This is a genomic window from Peribacillus saganii (genome assembly GCF_003429095.1).
GTDB classification, from domain to species: domain Bacteria; phylum Bacillota; class Bacilli; order Bacillales; family DSM-1321; genus Peribacillus; species Peribacillus saganii.
On record NZ_QVTE01000035.1, the window covers coordinates 54,557 to 77,668 of the forward strand.

Sequence of the window (23,112 nt, forward strand, 5' to 3'; positions counted from 1 at the left end):
AATGAAAGAATTATTTCCAGCTAAACAAGTAATGGGATTTGTATTCTCCCTAATCCTTACGGCCGTTGCTCTCATCGTTTATTTCATGGACATGTCATTTGCTGCTGGCATGACCATCCTGCTTGTAACAGCATTTATTCAGGCAGGCCTTCAGCTGGTTGTGTTTATGCATGCCGGTGAAACGGAAGATAAAGGGGCAATCTATACGAACATATACTACGGAGTTGCCATGGCGTTAATTACCATATTGGGTACACTGCTATGTATGATCTGGGGTTATATTTAACCAAACAAAGAAAAGGAGTGCCGAAGCGGCACTCCTTTTTCTATTTAGAAAACTCATTACTCCGTGAGTTTTCTATTATTTATTGGACTGAGTTTAATTCCTTTATATCTTTTTTCAAGCATCTCTTCCGTTGCAATGAAGAACATTCCCATTAGAAAAATAAAAACAGAACCCATTATTGTGCCAATACCAATTCCTGTCACTGCGCTGTAATCGCTTACAAAGAAACCGTATAAAAAAATGGCAATTCCCAATAAAAACACGGCACCACCGACATACTTAGTAGCATTTAACATGTTCACTTTAGATCCCATTTAAATCCTCCTCCTTATATATATTATTCCTCTAGTTCACAAATTTGTCAAAACTTTTTTACTTTTTTTCGTACAATTTTCTTGACACTTCTAAAGAGTTAAAGGTGAAATATTATTTTTTATTTCCAAAACAAAGATTGAGGGTATCATTTTGTTTATACCATCTATTGTGGGCCGTACTTAAACACTGGACCTTAGAATGGAATTTGAGAATCTTTCCTTTATCTGGACAGCTATCAATAAAGGGTTCTATCAGATACAGAAGTTGCAAGCCTGAAAAAACATTAAAAGGAACTAAGGTTTTTTTTGGGATTTCTAATAAAATCCAGGAATAAAATAAATAAGAAATCTCTATCCTAGGGCAATGTCTCTCCTGAATGAGAGAGCTGGAAAATTTCGTTCTTAAATAATTTATTCAATTATAAAATTAATCTATCCAAACTCAGATTTATTTAGCCAAATGGTCAATTAATTTAGCAGAATGTCAAAAGGGCACACGAATAAATAGTGACATTTAGCTTCAGAAGTAAAAGCTGCTTTTATTATCGGGACTGAGCCTGGAGATATTCTGAAAATTATCTTCTGCGTTTTTTGTGATATAATAAGTTGAAATTTTGTTAGAACTTATTTCCTTTTTCAGAATAGACTTTTGAATCAAATAAACTTTTAATATAGTTTTATAATAGAGATACTTACACTGTCTTGTTTGGCGTTAAAAGATTTAAATAAGATGTCAAAAAGAAAGATTTTAAATTAGAATATGCAATTTTTTTTATAAACGAATGTTTAGGGGGCACCATGATGGGATCACCAGTTGATGTAATACAGTCAGTAAGACTTGATGATGAGAACGATATGCTTATCTTATTGGATCAGACATTATTGCCAAATGAAAAGCGTTTCCTGGAGCTTAAGGAAATCAAGGATATATGGGACGCAATTTATTTTTTGAAGGTTCGCGGTGCTCCGGCAATTGGGATCACGGCTGCATATGGTGTTTACCTCGGCACAAAACAATCGGAAGCAGACAACTATGATGATTTATTTGCCGATTTCACAAAGGTGAAAGATTATCTAGCAACTTCAAGGCCTACTGCGGTAAATTTATTCTGGGCCCTTGCACGAATGGAAGCACGCTTTAAACTAGAGGCAGGCAAAAGCCCTGAAGAAGTGAAGGCTGCGCTTAAAGAGGAGTCAGAGCTGATCAGGGATGAAGATGAGCAGGTTTGTAAGTCTATCGGGGAATACGCTTTATCGTTACTGGAGCCTGGCTGGGGTATCCTTACGCATTGCAATGCAGGTACCATTGCAACAGCTAAATATGGAACGGCCCTTGCACCAATTTATTTGGGGCAGGAAAAGGGATATAACTTCAAAGTATTTGCAGATGAAACTCGGCCATTATTGCAGGGTGCCCGCTTAACAGCATGGGAGCTTCAGGAAGCAGGAGTAGATGTTACTCTTATCTGTGATAACATGGCTTCTATTATTATGAAAGAGGGAAAAGTCCAGGCTGTATTGGTCGGCTGTGATCGTGTTGCCTCCAACGGAGATTCCGCAAATAAAATAGGGACTTCTGGTGTTGCAATTCTTGCGAAGCATTATAATATACCGTTCTATGTATGCGCTCCGCTGTCCACGGTGGATCTGGAGTGTAAAACAGGGGATGACATTCACATTGAACTGCGCCCATCTTCCGAAATTACTTCCGCTTGGTATGAAAAACCGATGGCACCGAAGGATGTTAAAACCTACAATCCGGCATTTGATGTGACCGACCATGAATTAATTACGGGAATTGTTACTGAAAAAGGAATCGCGTATCCTCCATTTAGCAACAGTCTGGCAGAAATGTTTAAAAAATAAATTTACAAAACCCTCCATCCGGAAATTTGCGGTTGGAGGGTTTTTTCGTCTTAAAAAAGGAGTATGCTTTTAGGCAGACAACCGGTCTTGGCTTTCTAATGTTTAATGTAATTTAATTCTTTAGACACGCAAGAAAGAAATCTTGCATGATATAATTAATTGTAAGTTCTAAAAATTAAAATAATTATTAGCTGAAATAGTTTTAGGGAGGAAATATATGCGAATCTCAGAGTGTAGGGCGGTTATTACCGGCGGTGCTTCAGGCCTTGGTGAGGCTACGGTTAGAAATATAATTAACAAGGGGGGGAATGCTGCAATTTTTGATATGGATGAGAAAAAGGGGCGGTGCCTGGCAGATGAGCTTGGCGAAAGGGCCTTATTCTTAAAAACTGATGTAACGAATGAAGAGGATGTGCAAAAAGCATTGGACAGGGCGGCAGAGGCCTTTGGCATGATCAATGCTTTGGTAAATTGTGCGGGAATTGCTCCGGCCTCAAAGCTTCTTGGAAAAAAAGGGGTTCATAACCTAGGGCTGTTTTCAAGGGTAATTTCAGTTAATTTAATAGGCACCTTTAATGTTATTCGCCTTGCAGCGGTCAAAATGGCTCAAAACAGCCTGAATGAAGCGGGAGAACGGGGTGTGATTATTAATACAGCTTCTGTTGCAGCGTTTGAGGGGCAAATCGGCCAGGCTGCGTATAGTGCTTCCAAAGGTGGAGTTGTGAGTATGACCCTTCCAATTGCCCGCGAACTGGCTTCATCTGCTATCCGTGTTATGGCGATTGCTCCTGGATTGTTCCATACACCGATGTTTGATTCGTTGCCAGAACAAGCGCGCGATACTCTTGGAAGCATGGTTCCTTTTCCGCAAAGACTAGGCTCTCCAGAAGAATATGCCAAGCTGACAGAAAGCATTTTTGAAAATTCAATGCTGAATGGTGAAACCATCCGGCTGGACGGAGCAATCAGGATGCAGCCAAAATAGGAGATTTAAGATACTTTTGCAAGCGGTTACATAAAAGAGGGCTGGAAAATGAAGCATCTTTATTTACATGAGGACCATCAAATCTTCCGGGAGGCATTGAGAAAGTTTTTAGAGAAGGAGGCATATCCTTTTTATGAACAATGGGAAGAGGACCGTCTTATTCCCCGTTCATTTTGGGAAAAGATGGGCGGCCAAGGCTTTCTATGTCCGGACATTGATGAAGTATATGGCGGCAGCGGCACAGATTGGGGCTTTTCTGTTGTTATAATTGAAGAGCTGGAACGTATTGGCTCAGGAACGGTGGGCATTGGGCTGCACAATGACATTGTAGTCCCGTATCTTACTTCATATGGCACAGATGAGCAAAAGCAGCGATGGCTGCCTAAATGTACAACCGGTGAAATCATCAGTGCCATAGCCATGACGGAACCCGGAACAGGCTCAGACCTCGCTAATATTAAAACAACTGCCGTTCTGAATGGTGATCATTTTATTTTGAACGGCCAAAAAACTTTCATTACAAATGGCATCCATTCTGATTTAATCATTGTCGCCTGCAAGACCGACCCTCAAGCTGTTCCGTCTTATAAAGGTATAAGCTTGCTAGTGGTTGAACGGAATGCTCCAGGTTTTTCAAGGGGACGAAAGCTTAACAAGGTAGGATTGTACTGCCAGGATACGGCAGAATTGATTTTTGAAGATTGTATCGTACCAAAGGAAAACTTGTTGGGTGAAGAAGGTAAAGGTTTTTCATATCTGATGGAAAAACTGCAGCAGGAACGTTTGGTTGTAGCGATTGCCGCACAAGTAGCTGCAGAGGAAATGTTATCGATGACAATTAATTATGTGAAAAGCAGGGAAGCATTCGGCAAAGCTGTTAGCAAATTTCAAAACACCCAATTTAAAATAGCTGAAATGGCAACGGAAATTGAAATGGGAAGGGCCTTTTTAGACCAGCTGATTGCAAGCCATATTTCAGGTCAGGAAATCGTAACAAAAGTATCAATGGCTAAATATAAGCTGACTGAAATGGCTAAGGAGGTTGCAGCTGAATGCATGCAGCTGCATGGCGGATATGGCTATATGGAAGAATACAAGATTGCCAGGAGATACCGTGACATTCCAGTAGCAAGCATTTATGCGGGGACAAATGAAATTATGAAAACGATCATCGCGAAAAATCTCGGATTATAGAAAGGGCGATTGTATGCGTGAAGTGGTTATTGTAGAGGGAATAAGGACCCCTGTTGGAAGAAGAAACGGTGTTTTGAAGGATATTCGGCCTGATGATTTGGCGGCAGAGGTGCTAAGAGAGCTAGTTAATAAAACAGGAATCGAGCCTGTGCTTATTGATGATGTAATTTTAGGATGTGTCAGCCAGTCTGGCGAACAGGCTGGGGATATTGCAAGAGTGTCAGCTTTGATAGCCGGGTATCCGATCGAAGTCCCAGGTACGACAATTGACAGGCAGTGCGGTTCAAGCCAGCAGGCTGTACATTTTGCCGCCCAGGCAATTTTGGCTGGGGATATGGATGTTGTGGTGGCAGGCGGTGTTGAAAGCATGACGCGGGTGCCAATTGCCTCCAACTATCAGGGAGCAGGATTGAGTGAGAAATTAAAGAGCAAGTATGAAATGATCCATCAGGGTATATCAGCGGAACGGATTGCCGAGAAATATGGAATAACACGTGAGGAATGTGACAGGTTTGCACTTGAAAGCCATCAAAAAGCGCTTAATGCTCAAGCTGAAGGATATTTTAAAAGAGAAATCATACATATAAAAGTTACGGGAGAGGACGGAAACGATTTTGTAGTAGCACAAGATTCCGGACCAAGGAAAGGTACCTCATTAGCAGCTCTGGCTGGATTAAAGTCGGCTTTTAAGGAAGGCGGCATCATATCGGCAGGTAATTCAAGCCAGATTAGTGATGGTGCTGCAGCATTGCTGCTTATGGAGCGAAGCAAAGCAGAAGAGCTTGGGTTAAAGCCCAGGTTCCGGGTGCATACAAGGGTCGTGGTTGGCTCTGACCCGACGTTAATGCTGACCGGCCCTATTCCTGCCACTAAGAAAGCGCTTGAAAAATCAGGGCTGACAATTGATGAGATTGATATATTTGAAGTGAATGAGGCGTTTGCACCTGTAGCGCTTGCCTGGCTTAAAGAAACAGGTGCCGCTCCTGAGAAGCTTAATCCAAATGGAGGAGCAATTGCCCTTGGCCATCCGCTGGGCGGCAGCGGTGCTCGGCTGATGGTCACCATGATGCATGAATTAGAGCGTACCGGCGGACGATATGGCCTGCAAACGATGTGCGAGGGACATGGAATGGCAAATGCAACCATCCTTGAACGCCTAGGATAGAACTAGTTACCGTTTGACCGCATCCTTTATAAGAACTTATAAATCGTGTTAATCTAATAGAGTGCAGACCGATAATATGTATATAAGAGCCACTAATCTTCCATTATGAAAGGTGGCTGCAACGGCTATTTTCCTATTAAAACAACACGATTTAGCCATCTTAAAGGAGACACGCGGAATGAATAAATCTTATCGAATTAGCTGGAACGCCCAGGTCGAGGATGAATCGGTTCTGGAAGGAAGAAGCCTGGTGCTAGGAGAAAGCCCTGAGGATGCAGCAAGGAAGCTGGTCGAATCGAAGTCTCAGGAGTATAGGGTTAAACCTCGGCTCATTTATATAGAATCAATCATGGAAATCCAAGCATAAAGTTTACCCATAATATTAGAGAAAAGGCACCGAGTCATTAATTTTAGATAATAGGATAGTTAGCGCTTTATGAGGGCTGATTATCCTTTTTTAGATTACATATCTATCGAATTTAATGATGGTTGATAGAAAGGTTGAAGGGAACGTTCTTAAATATAAGAATCAGCTTTCTTTTGTCGTTTGGCTAAAAATATTTATATTGGAGTGCAAAAGTGCAATGAATTTTACACCTTAAATCGAACATCGTCCTATTCAGACAGTCGGATTAAGTTGTGAATTGCGGAAAGAGATGAAGTGGAACTGATACTGGGGAAATTTTACGGATTGACAGAAGCAGAAGAGGATATAGGGTTAGGTAAAGAAGGGCTGCACAAATTTTGGCCGCAATAAAAAACCAAACAGAAAACAGTAAAGATTTACGAAGCCCATCAACATATTACTGGACAATAATTTCATACCTGTAATGGACCACTAATTTATCTATCCCGAGAAAAACAAAAACCCGTTTATTGGCGGGTTTTTAACGTTTAGAGCAACTTTTAACTTTCACTCCATTTTATCGGTTCGACAAGATAGGCCATCCATATTCCAATCGCAATCCGTTTTCATAAAACTACTTAGTAGATTCTCTAGTCATTCATTTTAGCAATTAGTCTCTATTTTCTGTATACCCGAAAATAGAATCGGGAATATCCGTTGGTTTTCGTCCTGTATGGATAAGGTCTGTTCCTGTAAATTCAATTTATAAATCCGTCCAGTACATGTTTCCAATAAACCTTTTTTATAATATTTAACGGTTACTACCGTTTTATTTGCCAGTTCTTTAAGTATCATGGTTCTTGATTCCCTTCACTAGTTGTATAAAAGTATGTCGTAAAAAAATACCGTTTAGTCAAGTATACTAGTAAAGTCAGTAAACGCTTACATAATTTTTGAACATTTTATGAAGTTTTCAAATTTTCTTCTCCATTAATAGTTTGATATTGCACTTTGCGTACCAATCGTCCATTCTCCATTCAGAATTCCCTTTAAATATTCTTCGATTTGTATTTGTAAAGGAAGGGGTTAACAGATTTGAACCCAATCTAATATTTTTACACTATTTTCTTCCTATAGATCCTTATTATAAGATAACATGGATGTTGCATACACCATTAGTGGATGGTTTGGTTGGTTGTGTCACCACCCATTTGGATGGAGATTTTTCTATATGTAATTATTAAAATAGAAAGATGAATAAGTAGTGGGGGAAGTTTAAATGACAGATATTATAATGCATGCTGGATTGTTGGCATTTGGCTTAATCTTGCCTTTAGGAGCTCAAAATGTCTTTGTTTTTCAACAGGGTGCTTCCCAGCCGAGTTACTGGAGGGCTTTGCCTGTTATCATAACAGCCGGGATTTGTGATACTTTACTGATTAGCCTTGCGGTTATGGGCATATCAGTCCTAGTGCTGTCAAACGAATGGTTCGAGCTGGCGCTAATGAGTCTAGGAGTAGTCTTTTTGATATACATGGGGTGGATGAGCTGGAAAAGTCGCCCTGACAGTATGGATGACCAAAATGAAGCATTTCCCTTAAAAAAGCAGGTTATTCTCGCGGCTTCACTCTCGATATTAAATCCGCATGCTATCCTCGATACAATTGGAGTAATAGGAACAAGCTCATTACAGTATTCTGGTACCGAAAAAATTATATTCAGTGCCACCTGCATAATAATATCCTGGGTATGGTTTGCAGCTTTAGCATTGGCCGGAAGATTATTCGGCCGGATTGACTCATCAGGGGAGTTAATGCAGCTGTTGAATAAGATCTCTGCCTTGATAATGTGGGGTATTGCCATATATCTAAGTAAATCAATCTTTTTTTGAATTTCTGAGATAAATTTCGAAGGGTAATTTTGATATTATGCTGGCAGGGAGGTGAAGGAACTCCTATTTTATAACGTATAATCTTTTTAACAAGCATAGATGTCTAGCTCAAGCGCTCAGCAGCCTTTTTCCGTAGAAAAATAAAGCCCCGGAGCATAGGACGTGCTAGTGCCGACGTCGCCACAGGACGTGGCGATGTTAGTCGGCCTCGAGGCCATAAGCCAATCACTTCGGAAGGCAAAAAGCGCCTGTTTTATGCTTGCCGGGAGCCCGCATAACCTGGGTCAGAACGGCATTGCCATAGGATAAGGAATACCTCGGGAGCGATACATTGCACGAAACAAAGCGACAGCTTGTGAGGATGTGGAGGTCTTAGCCGTTCTTCCGCTTTCAGGATGGCTGGCGTTACCGTTCCTCTAGCAGAGCGCTTGTGCTTTTCTTTGCAGTTAGGGGAGTTTTCTTACCTATAGATATCCACAGCGGTAAAGCCTGATAATTGAACAATCCACCGATTTATACACATTATCCACAGGGTTGCCTGCTTAATAGTGTGGATAAATCAGTGTTCCAGACATCTGATGAAACAATAAGTTCAAAGGTTTGTGCACATTATCCACAAAGTTGTGGATAATTAATCATATGCAATAAAGCATTCTGGAAACTAAATTTCATTAAATAAGAAGGATGAAAAATGGTTTGTGAAAGCTTTGTGAAATTGGCTGCAGCAGCCAATAAATGAGAGTATATTATAAGTGTAGAAAAAAAGTGAGGATTTTTACAAGAATAGATTTTATTGAAAAATTTTTTAGAAGCATTTGTGAACTATTTCACAAAACTTAGAGATGACCTAAAATGAATTTAACATGGAAAAATGGTCCAATTATTGGTATCTTATGGGCAATTCTTAGAATGTGGCTTGGTGTACAATGGCTTGAGGCAGGATTGCATAAGCTGACAGGCGGTTTCGATGCGGGCGGTTTCATGAAGGGAGCGATCGCCAGTGCAGGCGGTGAACATCCGGCAGTGCAAGGATGGTATGCAGCATTCCTTCACAGTGTAGCTCTACCAAATGCAGACGTGTTCAGCTTCAAGGTAGCCTGGGGCGAAGTACTCGTTGGACTAGGACTAATCCTAGGGGCAGCAACCATAACGGCGCTTATTGCAGGAGCGTTCAAGGACATGAAATTCTTATTGGCTGGAACGACAAGCATAAACCCGATCCTATATACAATAGCAATTATCCTCTTATTCGCAGGAGCAGGGGCTTACTATTACGGAGTTGACAGATTCGGAATTCGTTACATCAAAGACCGAGACGGAAAAGGGATCGCAAATAAACATGCAATGGTTCACTTATAAACAAACACATAAGGAATCCAGGGAGAGATTTTTCTCCCTGGAATTTTCCCTTGTAAGTGTGTTAGTGCGTGTGTTATCACAGGACGTGCCAGACTAAGTCGAAGTTCCTTTTAAAATACTTCAGGTCGGACAAGCTTTGCCACAGCACGCTGAGCACTAAGCAAGTCTTTCCTTTGTAAAGGCGCTTTCGCTGATCAGGATCAATTAAGAATTGCGCTGTCTGCTCTTTGCACGCTGATCAGCTTCGAATGACCGCTGCTGGGCTTCTATATCATCGGCATCCGCAAGCTCCCGAGAATACTCTACATCCAAACCATCTCTTTTCATGTTCTTCGGTGTCTGTGGAAGCGACGATTTGTTGTTGTTTTGCTGACCACTCATGGTATTGTCCTCCCTCCAAAAGAAACGTTTAGAAACATTTTGTTCCCATATATAGCTTTTGAAAAGATGACAGATTTATTCTACTTAACCGAGGTCTAACCAGCTCACTTTATTTATGCTTTTTTGGCATAAAACCTGCAGCACGATCAGCTGCTTTGAATTCATGAGCGTAGGTCACTTCCTGTGCGCTGGAAAGCGTATGTTTGATTTTTTCCTTTTTCTTGTTTTCCATAATTGTCAGCTCCTTCTTGTTCTGTTATTTTCATTTTTAGCCTGTTTATTATTTTCCATACCCTTTTGTAAGGGAATTAATCTATATAAAAATAAAATAAAGAAAATCCCGTTAAAACAAGTCATCCAATGCATCTTTTAAATGGGGCCATAAAAATGTATAGTTTGTTTCCATTAATTTTTTAGGGAGCACCGCTTGGCCTTCCAGTATGAGTATGCTAATCTCCCCTAGGACTGCCTTGAGCACAAAACCTGGAACCGGAATCCAATGTGGCTTGTGCAATACCTGTGCAATCGTACGGCCAAACTCTTCCATTTGTACTGGCTTTGGAGCTGTAAAATTAACAGGTCCGCTTAATTCATTTGTTTGGATACAATGAATGATGGCCCTGGAGACATCATCAATATGAATCCATGACATCCACTGGCGGCCGCTGCCTATTCTTCCCCCTGCAAACAGCCTATAGGGCAGCACCATTCTTGGAAGGGCTCCCTCTTCTTTCCCAAGTATTATTCCAAAACGCACCAACACTGTTCTTACACCAATTTTTTCGGCTTTAAGAGCCTCCTTTTCCCATTGGTACACAGTATTTGCCAAAAAATCATTTCCAGGATGGTATTCAGATTCTGTAAATAATTTATCTGTTGATGTCCCATAAAATCCAATAGCACTCGCATTAATAAACGTTGCTGGTTTTTTCGTCAGGCTGCCAATGATACGAATGATTTCCTGAGTGGTTTCAAGCCTGCTGCTGATAATTTTCTTTTTTCTTTCTTCTGACCATCTGCCGCTGCTAATCGATTCACCGGCCAGATTGATGAATACATCAATTCCCTCTAATTCCTTTTCAGGTGCAGAGCCCTCTGACATCCATTTTATATAAGCCAAATTTTTTGTTGATTCATATTTTTCGGGGCTTCTGGTAAGCACGTATATCTGGCAATATGATTTTTGCAATTCGTGAATGATGGCATCTCCTACAAATCCGGTTCCTCCAGCAATACATATTTTCATAGCGGTACCTCCTTGTTTTGTATATTCAATTTTTATTTAGGTAAACCTCCCGCCAATTGTGTTACATTAATCTTTAGGGAGTGATTATCATGGCTATTATCACTAAAATTACAACCCAGAAAAAAAGAAGTGACCGCTATAATGTGTATGTAGACAAAGGCAAGGGTGAAGAATACGGTTTTAGCGTCGACGAAGAAGTTCTAATAAAGTTCCAGCTGAAAAAGGGAAAAGAAATAGACGAGTTTGATTTCACTGACATTAAATTTTATGAAGATATTCAAAAAGCGTTTACCATGGCATTACATTATTTATCCCATCGAATGCGTTCAGAAACTGAAGTCAGGGTTCATTTAAGGCAAAAAGAGGTGGAAGACCCGATAATCCAAGAAGCAATCCATAAGCTGTACCACTTCCAATATTTAAATGATCTCGAATTTGCAAAGGCATATGTCCGTACGCAAATGAATTCCGGAACAAAGGGAACTTCCTTAATAACAATGGAATTAAAGGAAAAGGGAATTAGTGACCAGGATATTGAAGAAGCAATACAGGAATATCCTTACGAACTACAATTAGACAATGCGATGAAATTTGCTGAAAAAACGGTGCAAAAGAATCAGAAGACTTCCGAAAGGGAAAAATTGCAGAAGCTTGAGCAATCTCTTATGAGAAAAGGCTTTCCACGGGATATTATAACAGATGTGTTAAATGGCTTAACCACAGCAGCAGATGAAAATGCCCAATGGGAAGCATTATGCCATCAGGCAGAAAAAGCCCGTCGGCGTTATCAACACTTCGAGGGGCTTCAATATGAACAAAAGATGAAACTGGCCCTTTACCGTAAAGGTTTTCATATCGAACAGATAGAACGCTACCTGGAACAGGAAAGAGAGGGCCTTATCTAGTAGTTTTTGATTCGATAATTATCTCGTTTTTATTTTTATATTGCTCAACAATGAGCTGAGCAACTTCCTTTGGATGCCTGAAACGGGATTTATCTTTCACATGATGGGATTCCTCCCAGAATGGCGTGTCCATCCCGCCCATATAAACGGCAGTTACCGCTGTTGAGGTTTTTGCTAGTTCCTTCTGCAGGCTTTCGGTAAATCCACGCAATGCAAATTTACTAGCGCAATAAACGGCTTCATTTGCTTTTCCGCGAAGTCCTGCAGTGGAGATGACTTGGATTATATGGCTCTGCTCCTGATCAAGCAGGAGCGGCAGGGTTGCTTTTGTCATTAAAATGCTCCCTAAGATATTGGTATTTATCATGGCAGTAATTTCGGTTTCTGTAATGGCATCGAAAGGCCCGAAATGGCCGATGCCCGCATTATTAACTAAAATTATGGGCTTAAATTGCTTGCTGACTATTGTTAAGACTTCAGTTATCTGGATGCTGTCGGAAATGTCTAACTGAAAATGGCTGGCAAGACCGCCTTTAGCTTCAATTTTATCCTTTACGTATTGAAGTTTGGCTTCATTCCGTCCCAGCAGGATGATATGATAGCCCTTTGTAGAGAATTGAAGAGCCAGCTCTTTTCCAAGCCCGGAACCGGCTCCGGTAATAATAGCTGATAGCATATGGGACCTCCATGTTTTTAACAATGTGTTTAGTTAAAGAAACTTATAACAAATACAGATGTGTAGCTATAACGCGCAGGCCGGACGCAACAAAGCGTCAGCTGTGTGAGAACATATGTCAGAACGGTATTCCCCAAGAATGAAGGTTGTAACATGGTTTTGGTTACATGGCGGTTTTAGCCGTTCATCCTTTGAACATGGGGTTTGCATTTTTATAAATTGGTTAAAAAAATTGTAACAGATAACTGAGGTGTTTTCATGAGTGAGAAAAGGTATAGTGCAATGACTCCACACGAGCTGCAGCAGGAAATTGCCCAGCTTTCGGAAAAAGCAAGGAAGGCAGAACAAATGGGAATGGTGAATGAGTTTGCTGTACTTGAACGTAAAGCAGTTATGGCCAAGGCCTACTTGTTGGATCCTGATGATTTCAAGCCTGGCAGTATTTATGCTATAGACGGAGCACCAGGTTCATATTTTAAAGTGGAGTATCTAAACGGAGTGTTTGCCTGGGGATATCGGTTAGATGGAAACGGCAATGAAGAAGCATTGCCTATTTCCATGCTAAAGGAAGGAAAGAACTGATTTATGATAGGTTAATTTTTCCGCGATTGACCTGTCCAGTCCTCTCATTACAGATGTTTGTAAAAAGTTTTATCGTGCATCTCTGGATTCGCGTTCGTTAGATGCATGCATACGCTCCTGAGGATTCGTATTAATTGTTCCATCAGCCCGTTTGGATGCATATTCCGGCTTAGAGCGTGGCCTGAAATCATTTTCATTTTCAAGTGGATATTTATTGCTCATATTTATACCCCCGTCGCTATTTTCTACCACGCGAAATAAATCACGTACTGTTAGTATGGGATTCAGGGGGAAAGTTATGTTGTATGAGCAAGATAAAATTATGGCATAGAGGTGATATAAATGGAGGAATACCGCGAAAGCCTGAAAGAAATGCTATTGAAAAAAAACAAGAATATATCGAACTCACTTGCCCAGACATGGGTAGATCTGTTATGGGAGGACTTTGAAGCGACATACGCAAAAGCCGGGCATGACTATGCGGGGAGTGAAATGACTTTACGGGTTGTAAAGCAGTGGATTGAAAATTATGGAGATAAGCTGCACGAGTTTATAGCAACTAACCCAAAATATAAACATCTCCTTGAAGAGAAAGATAATAAACCTCTTCATTAAAGAAAAATGCAAGGCCCTGACCGGGGTTGCCACGGCCTTTGGTTGCGATGGCTTTTGATCGCAACTTGGTCACAACATTCGAGGGGCTTTATTTTCCTACGGAAAAAAAGTTGCTGGGCGCAGGATCCAGACATCTGAACTTGTTTAAAAATTATACTTTTTTATTTAGCCAGAAAAAGGCAGGCTTTGGGCCTGCCCTTTCTGCACCGCAGCATGAATCAGCTAAAACAATGAATCATTCGGGTAAAACCTTCATCCTCTTTCTCAGCTTTTCTTCACTGAAAATCCAGCCAGTATAAGAACTGATTATCTTAAGGTTTTGGTCCAGTTTTACAACAGCGACAAATGGATAAAACCCGTTGCTGCGGTATCTTAAATCAATGAAACGGACCTCATGATGATCTTTCACTTCTGTTATCTCCCACCGGTAAACAGGTGAGAAGGACAAGAAAGCGGACAGGTTTTTATCATGCTTCGCCGCATCAAGAATTTCACTTTCAGGGAGCGGGGTTCGGTCAAATTTGTCTAATACTGTGACATATCCATTGTATGCCATGGCAACATAGTAGCAATTTTTCGTTGTTACCGCCACCTTCCAGCGGTGATAGTTCATCGTAGGTGAGAGAACAATTTTTCTGGCACCAGGAATGTGCAATTTCACGGCTTTTTTAACTTTATAATGTTCTCTAAAACGAATTACATAATAGGCCATTATGAATACGTAAATAATGACAAACGTGAGTGCCGGATCCGATCCGAACCCCCACAATATTAATCCTGCTACATGAATCCCAAAAATAAAAGGATCGAACGTGTTGATTACCCCCAGTGCGACCCACCGAGGCGTAATCGGCCGAAGTGCCTGAGTCCCATACGCATTGAAAATATCAACGAACACGTGAAGGAAAACCGCAATAAAAGTCCATATCCATAAATGGAGCAAGTTGGCTTCCGGCATAAAGGTGTAAAGCACGCCGGTGATCAAAAGCGGCCATAGCAGCACAGCTGGGATGGAATGGGTGATCCCGCGATGATTCCTTATATATACTGCGTTATTCCTTAATTTTAAAACGGTATCAATATCAGGGGCCTGGGAACCAATAATTGTACCCAGCATGACTGCCTGGGCGGTAAATGCATTATCGGCTACAACGGGGTCTATAGTTGCGAGGCCGCCCAATGCCATACCCATGACAAAATGAGTGCCAGTATCCAAAGAGTGAAACCTCCTCTGTTCAGCCAAACTCATGAAATGCATACTATCATTGTATTTCAAGGGAATTGATTACAGTTTGATTTCTTTTTGACTCATATTACAATATAAATGGACAAGCCATTAATAATTCATATACACATCTTTACAGTTTATGAGCTTACAGATTTTTTGCTCTTATAAAAAGGAATCTTATTAGTATATTCCCAAATTAACGGAAGTTTAACATCATGGAGGACAAACATTGAAGGCCGATAATTTAAAAGCACTCGAACTTATCGATGCTGCTACTTTTCAAAAAGACTTAATATCCTGGTTTGAAACAGAGCAAAGGGATCTGCCATGGAGAAAGGATCAGGACCCGTACAAGGTCTGGGTGTCTGAAATCATGCTCCAGCAAACCCGGGTGGAAACTGTTATCCCGTTTTTCAATCGATTTATCGAGTGGTTTCCGACCCTTGAGGATTTTGCTGATGCAGAGGAAGAGAGAATTCTTAAAGCATGGGAAGGCCTAGGCTACTATTCACGAGTAAGAAATCTTCATAGTGCAGTCCAGGAGGTTCGCAGTGAATATGGAGGTCAAGTACCTGATACGCCAGCAGAAATTTCTAAGCTTAAAGGGGTTGGCCCTTATACAGCAGGAGCAATTTTGAGCATTGCATACGGCAAACCAGAACCTGCGGTAGATGGGAATGTTATGCGGGTCCTGTCACGCATTTTAACCATTGATGCTGATATTGCTAAGCCGAGTTCACGGAAAATCTTTGAAGCTGCTGTCAGGGAATTAATATCACATGAAAATCCTTCCTCCTTCAACCAGGCTTTAATGGAGCTCGGGGCGCTTATTTGTGTTCCGGGAAAACCGGCTTGCCTGCTTTGTCCGGTCCGTAGACATTGTCAAGCATTCGAGGAGGGACTCCAAAATGAATTGCCTGTTAAAAGCAGCAATAAAAAAATGAGGAATGTCCAAATTGTTGCGGCCATACTAACGGATCACTCCGGAAGGTTTTTAATTAGGAAGAGGCCAAATAAAGGCCTGCTGGCTAATCTTTGGGAATTTCCCAATTTTGAATATAATTCACAGCTGGCTCCAAAAAGAGAACGATTTGAACACGATTTTCAAGAAATAACGGCTGTCCACTGCGATCTAGGGATCCATCTTACGAAGATCGACCACGTATTTTCTCATTTAACCTGGAATGTTGATGCATATGCCGGATTGATACAAACTGACATTGAAGACGAAGTATTAGCATCTAACCGACTTAAATGGGTCTCTGCTGAAGAACTTTCGGAGTATGCATTTCCGGTGTCTCACCAGAAAATCTGGAAAGCTTGGACAAAACAAGGGTGAGGACTAGCTGAACATAGCAGTTCCTGACAAGAGATGCCTGTCTTTTCGATTTGCAGAACGGAGGAGGAAACGCTTAAGATCAAAGCCCTGCCAGATATGGCTCTTTTCCTGTCAGCAGGGCAGTATGGTTTTTTTAGAAGCGGATATGAAATTTTATAAAATACAGAAAACCCCTGCACACAGGACGCGTTTAACTGTAGTCGAGCCCCTTTAGTAAGGGCGCTTAAGCTTTTTCTTATTAATCATAGCTAGTTTCAGAACCATGAGCATAATCGGCTTCAGAGCGTTTTAAACCACCGCGGCTTTGGATTTCTTCTACTATTTCCCTGTGGATGGTCTGTCCTTCCAGGTTCAAATAAGGTACCATTTGTTGAAGGGAGTGGTGAAAATAAGCCAGCTCACTGTTTTCCCATTCCTTAATTGAAATCATTGATAACTCAGTCATATCTCGGCCAACGTACATAGAAAACTCTCCTTTGCTGTTTACTGATTATCATAGATAAATTCATTCCTTTAGTTTTATTTACATAGTTCATCCTTATGCATGAGAAACAAGAATAACTTTAGTACTTGAATTAATGTCTAGTTCCAGTGTCTAGCCCGACGCACAAGACAAGGAAACTTTCAACAGCGAGACATCGCACGAAACAAAGCTGCAGCTTTGTGAGGATGTGCTGGCGTCGACGCTTGGCACAGAACGTGCCAGAACTTAGTCGACGTTCCTTTGTCCGGAGGGGGTCAGAGCGGAATTGCCACAGGGCGTGGCGACCTTAGCCGTTCTTCCTCTTTCAGGGCTCCCGCTTTACTTTATTCCACTTTGAAAGGTTGATTAAACACATGACACAAAAGGTAGCACTTGTTACAGGAAGCAGCAGGGGAATCGGCAGAGAGACTGCAATTCGCCTTGCATCTGAAGGTTATGATTTGGTAATTAATTATGCGCGGAGCAAAACCGCTGCAATGGAAGTCGCAGCCGAAATTGAAGCTCTTGGCAGAAAAGTTCTTACGGTTAAAGCAAATGTAGGTGATGTATCCAAAATAAAAACGCTGTTTGAACAGATAGAAGAACATTTTGGACGTCTTGATGTATTTGTTAACAATGCTGCCTCCGGGGTTCTGCGGCCTGCAATGGAACTGGAGGAATCACACTGGGAATGGACGATGAACATTAACAGCAAAGCATTTTTGTTTTGTGCCCAGGAAGCTTCAAGGTTAATGGAAAAAAACGGCGGCGGGAAAATGGTCAGTATCAGCTCTCTAGGTTCAATTCGTTATCTGGAAAATTACACTTCTGTAGGTGTTTCAAAGGCTGCATTGGAGGCTTTGACAAGATACCTGGCAGTCGAGCTTTCTCCTAAAAACATTTGTGTAAATGCAGTTTCAGGAGGAGCAATAGATACAGATGCGCTTAAGCATTTTCCAAACCGCGAGGAGCTGCTGACAGACGCAGCGAGGGAAACTCCGGCAGGAAGAATGGTAAGTATCGAGGATATGGTTAATGCCGTAGTATTCCTGATTTCTGAGGAGGCAAGCATGATCCGCGGGCAAACGCTCATTGTAGATGGAGGCCGATCACTGCTCATGTAAGACAATTATCGATTCGACAAAACTTCTGCTGCATCAACAAAAACTGTCAGAGGGTAATCATGAACAGCAAAGAATATATATGGAAGAAGTATTCTTATAAGAGGCTGGTGATTAAAATGGACGAATTTGATCGGATTATTAATGAACAACTAAAAACCATGGATAAGTTATTATTTCTTCAGTCTGAAATTGAAAGATGCCAGGAAATTGAAGCACAGCTACGTGAGTTGGAGGAGAAAACCAAATTAAAGTCGATAACGGAAGAAATCAATCTAATGAAGCGGGAGCTTATGCATATACAGAATATGTTTGAACAACAGACAGAAGAAGTTATTAAAGTATATCAAGTAGGAGTCGGCGTATAGAAGTACATCCGTGCCCAGATTGTTCACTGAGCAAATTATTTTATATAAAAAAAATAAAAAGATATTATCGGCCCTTGCTTTAACAAAAAGCAGGGTTTTTTCCTGTACTTTGCATCTTTATGTCAGATAATTTCCGGCAAGTAGCGTCTTTTGTTTTAAATTTTTTTATAAATCGCTATAATAAAGGAATATAGGAAAAGCTGTATCAATAAAGAATCTATTTATTATTTATCTGAAAATCAAGAATCGGCGAGAGAAAGTAGGGGAAACAAATTATGGGGATTCCCACCGAAGGAGGAAAAATCCAAATCCATAGCTATAAGCATGACGGCCATATCCATCGAATCTGGGAAGAAACCACCGTTTTGAAAGGGACGCAGAATCTTCTAATCGCAGCAAATGACCGGACAATGGTGACGGAATCGGATGGACGGACATGGATTACCAGGGAGCCGGCCATTTGTTATTTTCATTCAAAGTACTGGTTTAATGTAATTGGGATGCTTCGGGAAGACGGTGTTTATTATTATTGCAACATTAGCTCTCCTTTTATCTATGATAAGGACGCTCTTAAGTACATCGACTATGATCTCGACGTTAAGGTTTTTCCTGATATGACGTTTAATTTATTGGATGAAGATGAGTATGAGCGGCACCGGAAGGAGATGAACTATCCGGAAATCATTGATAAGATTCTTAAAGCTAATCTTGAGACTTTGATTTTTTGGATTAGACAGCGCAAAGGGCCGTTTTCTGCAGAATTTATTGACTCCTGGTATGAACGGTATTTGACATACCGAAGATAAAAATTGGATTTTGTTATGAGCCTGTTGAATCCCCAACAGGCTTTTTTAAAAGCAAAGAATTTTTCTCGATGTCTGGCTTTAGTTCCAAGGAAAAAGGGAACCGGCCAGATTTTACGGATTGGCCTGTGATCTCAGGATGATAAGGGCTTGCGCTTTTTCAATGATAATTAAGAGTAACTTTTTAAACAAGAAAAGATGTCTAGCTGCAGCGCTCACCCCGACGCAAAGGACAAGGAAAGCTTCGGCAGCGATGTTAGTCGGCCTCGAATATGGTGACTAAATCACTTCGGAAGGCAAAAAGCGCCTTCTGTTAGTGCTTGTCTTATGCTTGCCGGAGGCCCACAGGAGGTGGGTCAAAACGGCGTTGCCACAGGACATGGTGACCTTAGCCGTTCTTCCTCTGTCAGGGCACTGCAGCTTTTCAATAAAGGAGTTTTTGGATGGATAGCATAAAGAGGTATATGCAATTTGTCAAGCCTTACAAATGGCAAATTGTAGGAACTATCATCATTGGACTTATTAAATTCGCCATCCCGTTATTGATCCCAGTGCTAATCAAATATGTAGTCGATGACATTGTCGGCAACAAACTGCTTTCCAATGCAGTTAAAACTGAAAAGCTGTTTTGGATCATGGGAATTATGCTCGTGGTCTTTGTTATTGTAAGGCCGCCGATTGAATATTACCGGCAATATTTTGCCCAGTGGACCGGCAGCAAGATTTTATATGACATACGCGATCTTTTGTTTACACATATTCAAAAGCTAAGCTTTAAGTTTTATTCAAATGCAAAAGTCGGTGAAGTGATTTCAAGGGTTATTAATGACGTAGAACAGACCAAGAATTTCGTAATTACCGGCTTAATGAATTTATGGCTTGATGTGGCGACGATTTTCATTGCTATTGCTATCATGTTTACTATGGACGTAAAATTGACTATTGTTTCGCTAATATTGTTTCCCTTTTATTCGTTTTCGGTAAAATACTTTTTTGGAAGGCTTAGAAATCTGACACGTGTCCGGTCACAGGCTCTTGCTGAGGTCCAGGGTTATTTGCATGAACGTGTACAGGGGATGGCGGTAATAAAAAGCTTCGCAATAGAAGATTTCGAGCAGACGCAGTTCGATAAGCAAAACAAAAACTTTCTTTCTAAAGCCCTTGAGCATACAAGCTGGAATGCAAAATCATTTGCAGTTGTGAATACGATAACCGATATTGCACCGCTTCTTGTTATTGGTTATTCAGCCTATGAGGTTATACAGGGAAATTTAACGGTTGGAACGATGATTGCTTTTATCGCTTACATTGAGCGCCTTTACGGCCCGCTGCGGAGACTTGTAAACTCCTCAACATCACTGACCCAAGCCTTTGCATCAATGGACAGGGTTTTTGAGTTAATGGATGAAAAGTATGATATTGATGACCGTCCTGACGCTAAGGAATGCAAGAATGTAGAAGGCCGCATAACGTTTGAAAATGTTACATTTTCCTATAATGAAGAGGAAGAGCCTGTACTGAAAAATATTAATCTTGAAATCAATAAAGGCGAAACGATTGCCCTCGTGGGGATGAGCGGTGGCGGGAAATCGTCTCTCGTCAGTCTGATTCCAAGATTCTATGATGTGAATGCCGGGCGGATCATGCTTGACGGCACCGACATCCGTAACTTTAAAGTCCGAAGTCTCCGCGATAAAATCGGGATGGTACTGCAGGATAATATTCTGTTCAGTGAATCAGTTTCAGCCAATATCCTGCTTGGAAAGCCAGATGCCTCAAAGGAAGAGGTGGAGCGGGCGGCAGAGGCGGCAATTGCACAAGACTTTATTGCCCGGCTGCCTGACGGCTATGAAACTAAAGTAGGTGAGCGCGGAGTGAAGCTTTCGGGCGGCCAGAAGCAGCGTATTGCGATTGCCCGTGTATTTTTAAAAAATCCTCCAATCCTTGTTCTGGATGAGGCTACCTCGGCGCTCGACTTGGAAAGTGAACATCTTATCCAGGAAGCCCTAGAAAAACTGGCGAAGGATCGCACAACCTTTATTGTAGCCCACCGTCTATCGACAATTACACACGCAGACCGCATCGTTTTAATTGAACATGGTGAAATTGCTGAAATGGGGACTCATGAGGAGTTAATGAAAAAACAGGGCTACTATTATAATCTGTTCACTGTCCAGCAGCTTGAAAGCTAAGGATAATAAAAAAAACTGCCTGCGTACCGGGCAGTTTTATTGCTATTGTTTAGGACATATAGAGTTACAGAAACTTTTTTTCACAGTAATTTGTTCCGCCTCAACATCTAATACTCATCTTCCACTTGCTGTACGTGCACTTCATTCTCAGATACATGATAAGATTTAAAGCTGTTTATCAAAGTGGTTAAATGATCGAGCTGCTCGCCATATTCAATTATGGACGAAACAAGAGGCATCATATGATACAATAAGTGCTCATTGTCCATATCACATTCTCTTTGCTGTGCAAAAAATAGCGCCAGAAGTTCTTTCCGGTTGGCAGTATGATCTTCCTTTTCCATTTGGCCTTCAACAGCTTTTACTTTGCCGATAAAGTGCAGGAGTGACTGTTCGTGATAGAAAAGTAAACGATCAAGCTGAGTCTGGACTTCCATTTGGAATCTTTCAGGCATCTGGTGCAGTTCATTTTCGAACCTATGGAGTTTTCTTAAAATTTCCACTGACTGCGTTGTCACTGTAATCATTTGCCTGTAAATGACCAGCTTGCGTGATTTAGCGAGACTGGCTTTTTTAAAATACTCACGTTCTTCTTTATACATAGAATAGGTTTGCTCAAGCTTTGAGAGACCACCCTTAATCCGGCTAATATCCTTTTTAAGCAAAGTATGTTCAGTTGCATGCCGGGAGCTGATCCGGATCCATTTCAGTGTCTGTTCCGTTACATCGGAAATAAGATGATAGAGTTTGGTTTCATATTTTGGCGGCAAAAAGACAAGATTTACAATGAATGAAGATAATATCCCAAGCATGATTGTTAAAAATCGGATTAGGGCGAACTCCATAAAGTCACCCTGCTGGCTCTCCATTATCGCGATAACGGTAACAATGGAAAGAATGATTGTCTTTTCCAGCTTTAACTTTAAATTAATAGTTATTGCAATCACTACAGCCAATCCAATGATGAAGATGTCATTTCCGAATAAAATAACAAAAAAAACAGCGATAATAGCGCCGATCAGATTAGCCTGTAATTGTTCAATGATCGAAAGATATGATCGGTAAATGGTTGGCTGGATAGCAAAAATAGCTGCAATACCGGCAAACACAGGGGAGGGAAAGCTGAAAAGATCAGCCAGATAAAGGGAAAGTACAATTGCAATTCCCGTTTTAAGGATGCGGGCACCAAGTTTCATAAGTGAATAAATTCCTTTCTTGTTCTCATTTTTGCCATACAGGTAAGCAAAAAGGATAAGGAACCTTAAATGCTTCACCTATATACAAGAAGGATATATATGTAATTTAGACAAAAACAATGCATAGTAAACAATGACAATACTGTAATATACAGTGTTTATCCTGCAGATTCAAGAGATAATTTTTAGAAATTGGCGGAATTATGTTGGATTTATGAATTACTATTACAGGCCAATGGAATCCTCTGGGAAGCTAGGTGGATTCCTTGTTTGATAGAGGTTTATAAAAAGGTAAGAATTGTGGATAACCAATTCAGTGTGTCTATCTCCAGCTCCCAGCATCTTTTTTTTCGTAAAAAATAAAGCCCCGACGCAAAAGACGTGCTAGTGCCGACGTCCTTACAGTGCTTCACGACCTTAGCCGTTCTTCCTCTGCCAGGATGTGCTGGAGTCGATGTTTGGCACAGGAGGAGGTTGAAAAGGCCTTATATACAAGTCTGCCACAACTTAGTCGATGTCCCGCTGTCGCTTTCGTTTTTGTTCTGCACAACAAAATTTCGTTTTTATAATTTTATTATAAGTAGCGTTTAA

The 23,112-nt window shown here is 41.0% G+C and carries 26 protein-coding genes; 16 read left to right on the forward strand and 10 right to left on the reverse strand.

What is annotated here, in order from left to right:
• Position 1 precedes the first annotated feature (1 nt).
• Entirely contained in the window at positions 2 to 286 is a 285-nt protein-coding gene (gene qoxD / locus D0469_RS12800; RefSeq protein WP_117327132.1) for a cytochrome aa3 quinol oxidase subunit IV, read from the forward strand.
• Positions 287 to 342: 56 nt separating this feature from the next.
• Here qoxD and D0469_RS12805 read toward each other — a convergent pair whose 3' ends face one another.
• Complete coding sequence (locus D0469_RS12805) at positions 343 to 600, reverse strand: hypothetical protein (protein ID WP_117327133.1); 258 nt, start codon at positions 598 to 600, stop codon at positions 343 to 345.
• Between the two features lie 798 nt (positions 601 to 1,398).
• On the opposite strand from D0469_RS12805, the gene mtnA reads away from it, so the two are divergent.
• The 5 genes from mtnA (at position 1,399) to D0469_RS12830 (ending at position 6,177) form a co-directional block, all read left to right on the forward strand.
• On the forward strand, positions 1,399 to 2,466 hold the full coding sequence (gene mtnA, locus D0469_RS12810; RefSeq protein WP_117327134.1) for an S-methyl-5-thioribose-1-phosphate isomerase: 1,068 nt from the start codon (positions 1,399 to 1,401) through the stop codon (positions 2,464 to 2,466).
• Between the two features lie 217 nt (positions 2,467 to 2,683).
• The gene (locus tag D0469_RS12815) at positions 2,684 to 3,451 is read left to right on the forward strand and encodes a 3-hydroxyacyl-CoA dehydrogenase (RefSeq protein WP_117327135.1); all 768 of its coding nucleotides are present in this window, start codon (positions 2,684 to 2,686) and stop codon (positions 3,449 to 3,451) included.
• Positions 3,452 to 3,499: 48 nt separating this feature from the next.
• Positions 3,500 to 4,645, forward strand: a complete 1,146-nt coding sequence (locus tag D0469_RS12820; RefSeq protein WP_117327136.1) for an acyl-CoA dehydrogenase family protein — start codon at positions 3,500 to 3,502, stop codon at positions 4,643 to 4,645.
• Positions 4,646 to 4,658: 13 nt separating this feature from the next.
• On the forward strand, positions 4,659 to 5,810 hold the full coding sequence (locus D0469_RS12825) for a thiolase family protein (RefSeq protein ID WP_117327137.1): 1,152 nt from the start codon (positions 4,659 to 4,661) through the stop codon (positions 5,808 to 5,810).
• Between the two features lie 178 nt (positions 5,811 to 5,988).
• A complete protein-coding gene (locus tag D0469_RS12830) occupies positions 5,989 to 6,177 on the forward strand; it encodes a hypothetical protein (protein ID WP_117327138.1) in 189 nt (62 codons plus the stop codon).
• A gap of 642 nt (positions 6,178 to 6,819) precedes the next feature.
• On the opposite strand, the gene D0469_RS12835 is transcribed toward D0469_RS12830, so the two are convergent.
• A complete protein-coding gene (locus D0469_RS12835) occupies positions 6,820 to 7,011 on the reverse strand; it encodes a YolD-like family protein (protein ID WP_117327139.1) in 192 nt (63 codons plus the stop codon).
• A 424-nt stretch (positions 7,012 to 7,435) separates the two neighbouring features.
• On the opposite strand from D0469_RS12835, the gene D0469_RS12840 reads away from it, so the two are divergent.
• Both D0469_RS12840 and D0469_RS12845 read left to right on the forward strand, forming a co-directional pair.
• Positions 7,436 to 8,047 (forward strand): LysE/ArgO family amino acid transporter, encoded by a 612-nt coding sequence (locus tag D0469_RS12840; protein WP_117327140.1) that lies wholly within the window; start codon positions 7,436 to 7,438, stop codon positions 8,045 to 8,047.
• Between the two features lie 852 nt (positions 8,048 to 8,899).
• Positions 8,900 to 9,406, forward strand: a complete 507-nt coding sequence (locus D0469_RS12845) for a DoxX family membrane protein (RefSeq protein WP_117327141.1) — start codon at positions 8,900 to 8,902, stop codon at positions 9,404 to 9,406.
• 204 nt (positions 9,407 to 9,610) lie between these two features.
• Here D0469_RS12845 and D0469_RS12850 read toward each other — a convergent pair whose 3' ends face one another.
• The 3 genes from D0469_RS12850 to D0469_RS12860 form a co-directional block, all read right to left on the reverse strand.
• Positions 9,611 to 9,787, reverse strand: coding sequence for a YfhD family protein (locus D0469_RS12850; RefSeq protein ID WP_117327142.1), 177 nt, complete (start codon positions 9,785 to 9,787; stop codon positions 9,611 to 9,613).
• A gap of 109 nt (positions 9,788 to 9,896) precedes the next feature.
• Positions 9,897 to 10,019 carry a YfhE family protein gene (locus tag D0469_RS12855; RefSeq protein WP_199478500.1) on the reverse strand — a complete coding sequence of 41 codons (123 nt, stop codon included), beginning with the start codon at positions 10,017 to 10,019 and terminating at the stop codon, positions 9,897 to 9,899.
• Between the two features lie 111 nt (positions 10,020 to 10,130).
• The gene (locus D0469_RS12860) at positions 10,131 to 11,033 is read right to left on the reverse strand and encodes a TIGR01777 family oxidoreductase (RefSeq protein WP_117327144.1); all 903 of its coding nucleotides are present in this window, start codon (positions 11,031 to 11,033) and stop codon (positions 10,131 to 10,133) included.
• Between the two features lie 89 nt (positions 11,034 to 11,122).
• Here D0469_RS12860 and recX point away from each other — a divergent pair, with 89 nt between their 5' ends.
• Positions 11,123 to 11,938 carry a recombination regulator RecX gene (gene recX, locus D0469_RS12865; protein WP_117327145.1) on the forward strand — a complete coding sequence of 272 codons (816 nt, stop codon included), beginning with the start codon at positions 11,123 to 11,125 and terminating at the stop codon, positions 11,936 to 11,938.
• Here the strand turns inward: recX and D0469_RS12870 are convergent.
• A complete protein-coding gene (locus D0469_RS12870; protein ID WP_117327146.1) occupies positions 11,931 to 12,614 on the reverse strand; it encodes an SDR family NAD(P)-dependent oxidoreductase in 684 nt (227 codons plus the stop codon). The genes recX and D0469_RS12870 overlap by 8 nt on opposite strands.
• Positions 12,615 to 12,872: 258 nt before the next feature.
• Here D0469_RS12870 and D0469_RS12875 point away from each other — a divergent pair, with 258 nt between their 5' ends.
• A complete protein-coding gene (locus D0469_RS12875; RefSeq protein WP_117327147.1) occupies positions 12,873 to 13,196 on the forward strand; it encodes a YfhH family protein in 324 nt (107 codons plus the stop codon).
• A 69-nt stretch (positions 13,197 to 13,265) separates the two neighbouring features.
• Here D0469_RS12875 and sspK read toward each other — a convergent pair whose 3' ends face one another.
• Entirely contained in the window at positions 13,266 to 13,418 is a 153-nt protein-coding gene (sspK, locus tag D0469_RS12880) for a small, acid-soluble spore protein K (RefSeq protein ID WP_117327148.1), read from the reverse strand.
• Positions 13,419 to 13,538: 120 nt separating this feature from the next.
• Here sspK and D0469_RS12885 point away from each other — a divergent pair, with 120 nt between their 5' ends.
• Positions 13,539 to 13,811 (forward strand): YfhJ family protein, encoded by a 273-nt coding sequence (locus D0469_RS12885; protein ID WP_117327149.1) that lies wholly within the window; start codon positions 13,539 to 13,541, stop codon positions 13,809 to 13,811.
• Between the two features lie 235 nt (positions 13,812 to 14,046).
• Here D0469_RS12885 and D0469_RS12890 read toward each other — a convergent pair whose 3' ends face one another.
• Positions 14,047 to 15,027: a metal-dependent hydrolase gene (locus D0469_RS12890; RefSeq protein WP_117327150.1), complete on the reverse strand. Its 981-nt coding sequence runs from the start codon at positions 15,025 to 15,027 to the stop codon at positions 14,047 to 14,049.
• 241 nt (positions 15,028 to 15,268) lie between these two features.
• Here D0469_RS12890 and mutY point away from each other — a divergent pair, with 241 nt between their 5' ends.
• Positions 15,269 to 16,378, forward strand: a complete 1,110-nt coding sequence (gene mutY / locus D0469_RS12895; protein WP_117327151.1) for an A/G-specific adenine glycosylase — start codon at positions 15,269 to 15,271, stop codon at positions 16,376 to 16,378.
• Between the two features lie 238 nt (positions 16,379 to 16,616).
• On the opposite strand, the gene D0469_RS12900 is transcribed toward mutY, so the two are convergent.
• The gene (locus D0469_RS12900; RefSeq protein WP_117327152.1) at positions 16,617 to 16,841 is read right to left on the reverse strand and encodes a hypothetical protein; all 225 of its coding nucleotides are present in this window, start codon (positions 16,839 to 16,841) and stop codon (positions 16,617 to 16,619) included.
• A gap of 374 nt (positions 16,842 to 17,215) precedes the next feature.
• Here D0469_RS12900 and fabL point away from each other — a divergent pair, with 374 nt between their 5' ends.
• The 4 genes from fabL (at position 17,216) to D0469_RS12920 (ending at position 21,325) form a co-directional block, all read left to right on the forward strand.
• Positions 17,216 to 17,965: an enoyl-[acyl-carrier-protein] reductase FabL gene (gene fabL, locus D0469_RS12905; RefSeq protein WP_117327153.1), complete on the forward strand. Its 750-nt coding sequence runs from the start codon at positions 17,216 to 17,218 to the stop codon at positions 17,963 to 17,965.
• A gap of 116 nt (positions 17,966 to 18,081) precedes the next feature.
• Positions 18,082 to 18,330 (forward strand): YgaB family protein, encoded by a 249-nt coding sequence (locus D0469_RS12910; protein WP_117327167.1) that lies wholly within the window; start codon positions 18,082 to 18,084, stop codon positions 18,328 to 18,330.
• 275 nt (positions 18,331 to 18,605) lie between these two features.
• Complete coding sequence (ntdP, locus tag D0469_RS12915; RefSeq protein WP_117327154.1) at positions 18,606 to 19,136, forward strand: nucleoside tri-diphosphate phosphatase; 531 nt, start codon at positions 18,606 to 18,608, stop codon at positions 19,134 to 19,136.
• Positions 19,137 to 19,576: 440 nt separating this feature from the next.
• Positions 19,577 to 21,325 carry an ABC transporter ATP-binding protein gene (locus D0469_RS12920; protein ID WP_117327155.1) on the forward strand — a complete coding sequence of 583 codons (1,749 nt, stop codon included), beginning with the start codon at positions 19,577 to 19,579 and terminating at the stop codon, positions 21,323 to 21,325.
• A gap of 107 nt (positions 21,326 to 21,432) precedes the next feature.
• On the opposite strand, the gene D0469_RS12925 is transcribed toward D0469_RS12920, so the two are convergent.
• Positions 21,433 to 22,521, reverse strand: a complete 1,089-nt coding sequence (locus D0469_RS12925) for an aromatic acid exporter family protein (RefSeq protein WP_117327156.1) — start codon at positions 22,519 to 22,521, stop codon at positions 21,433 to 21,435.
• Positions 22,522 to 23,112: the final 591 nt, after the last annotated feature.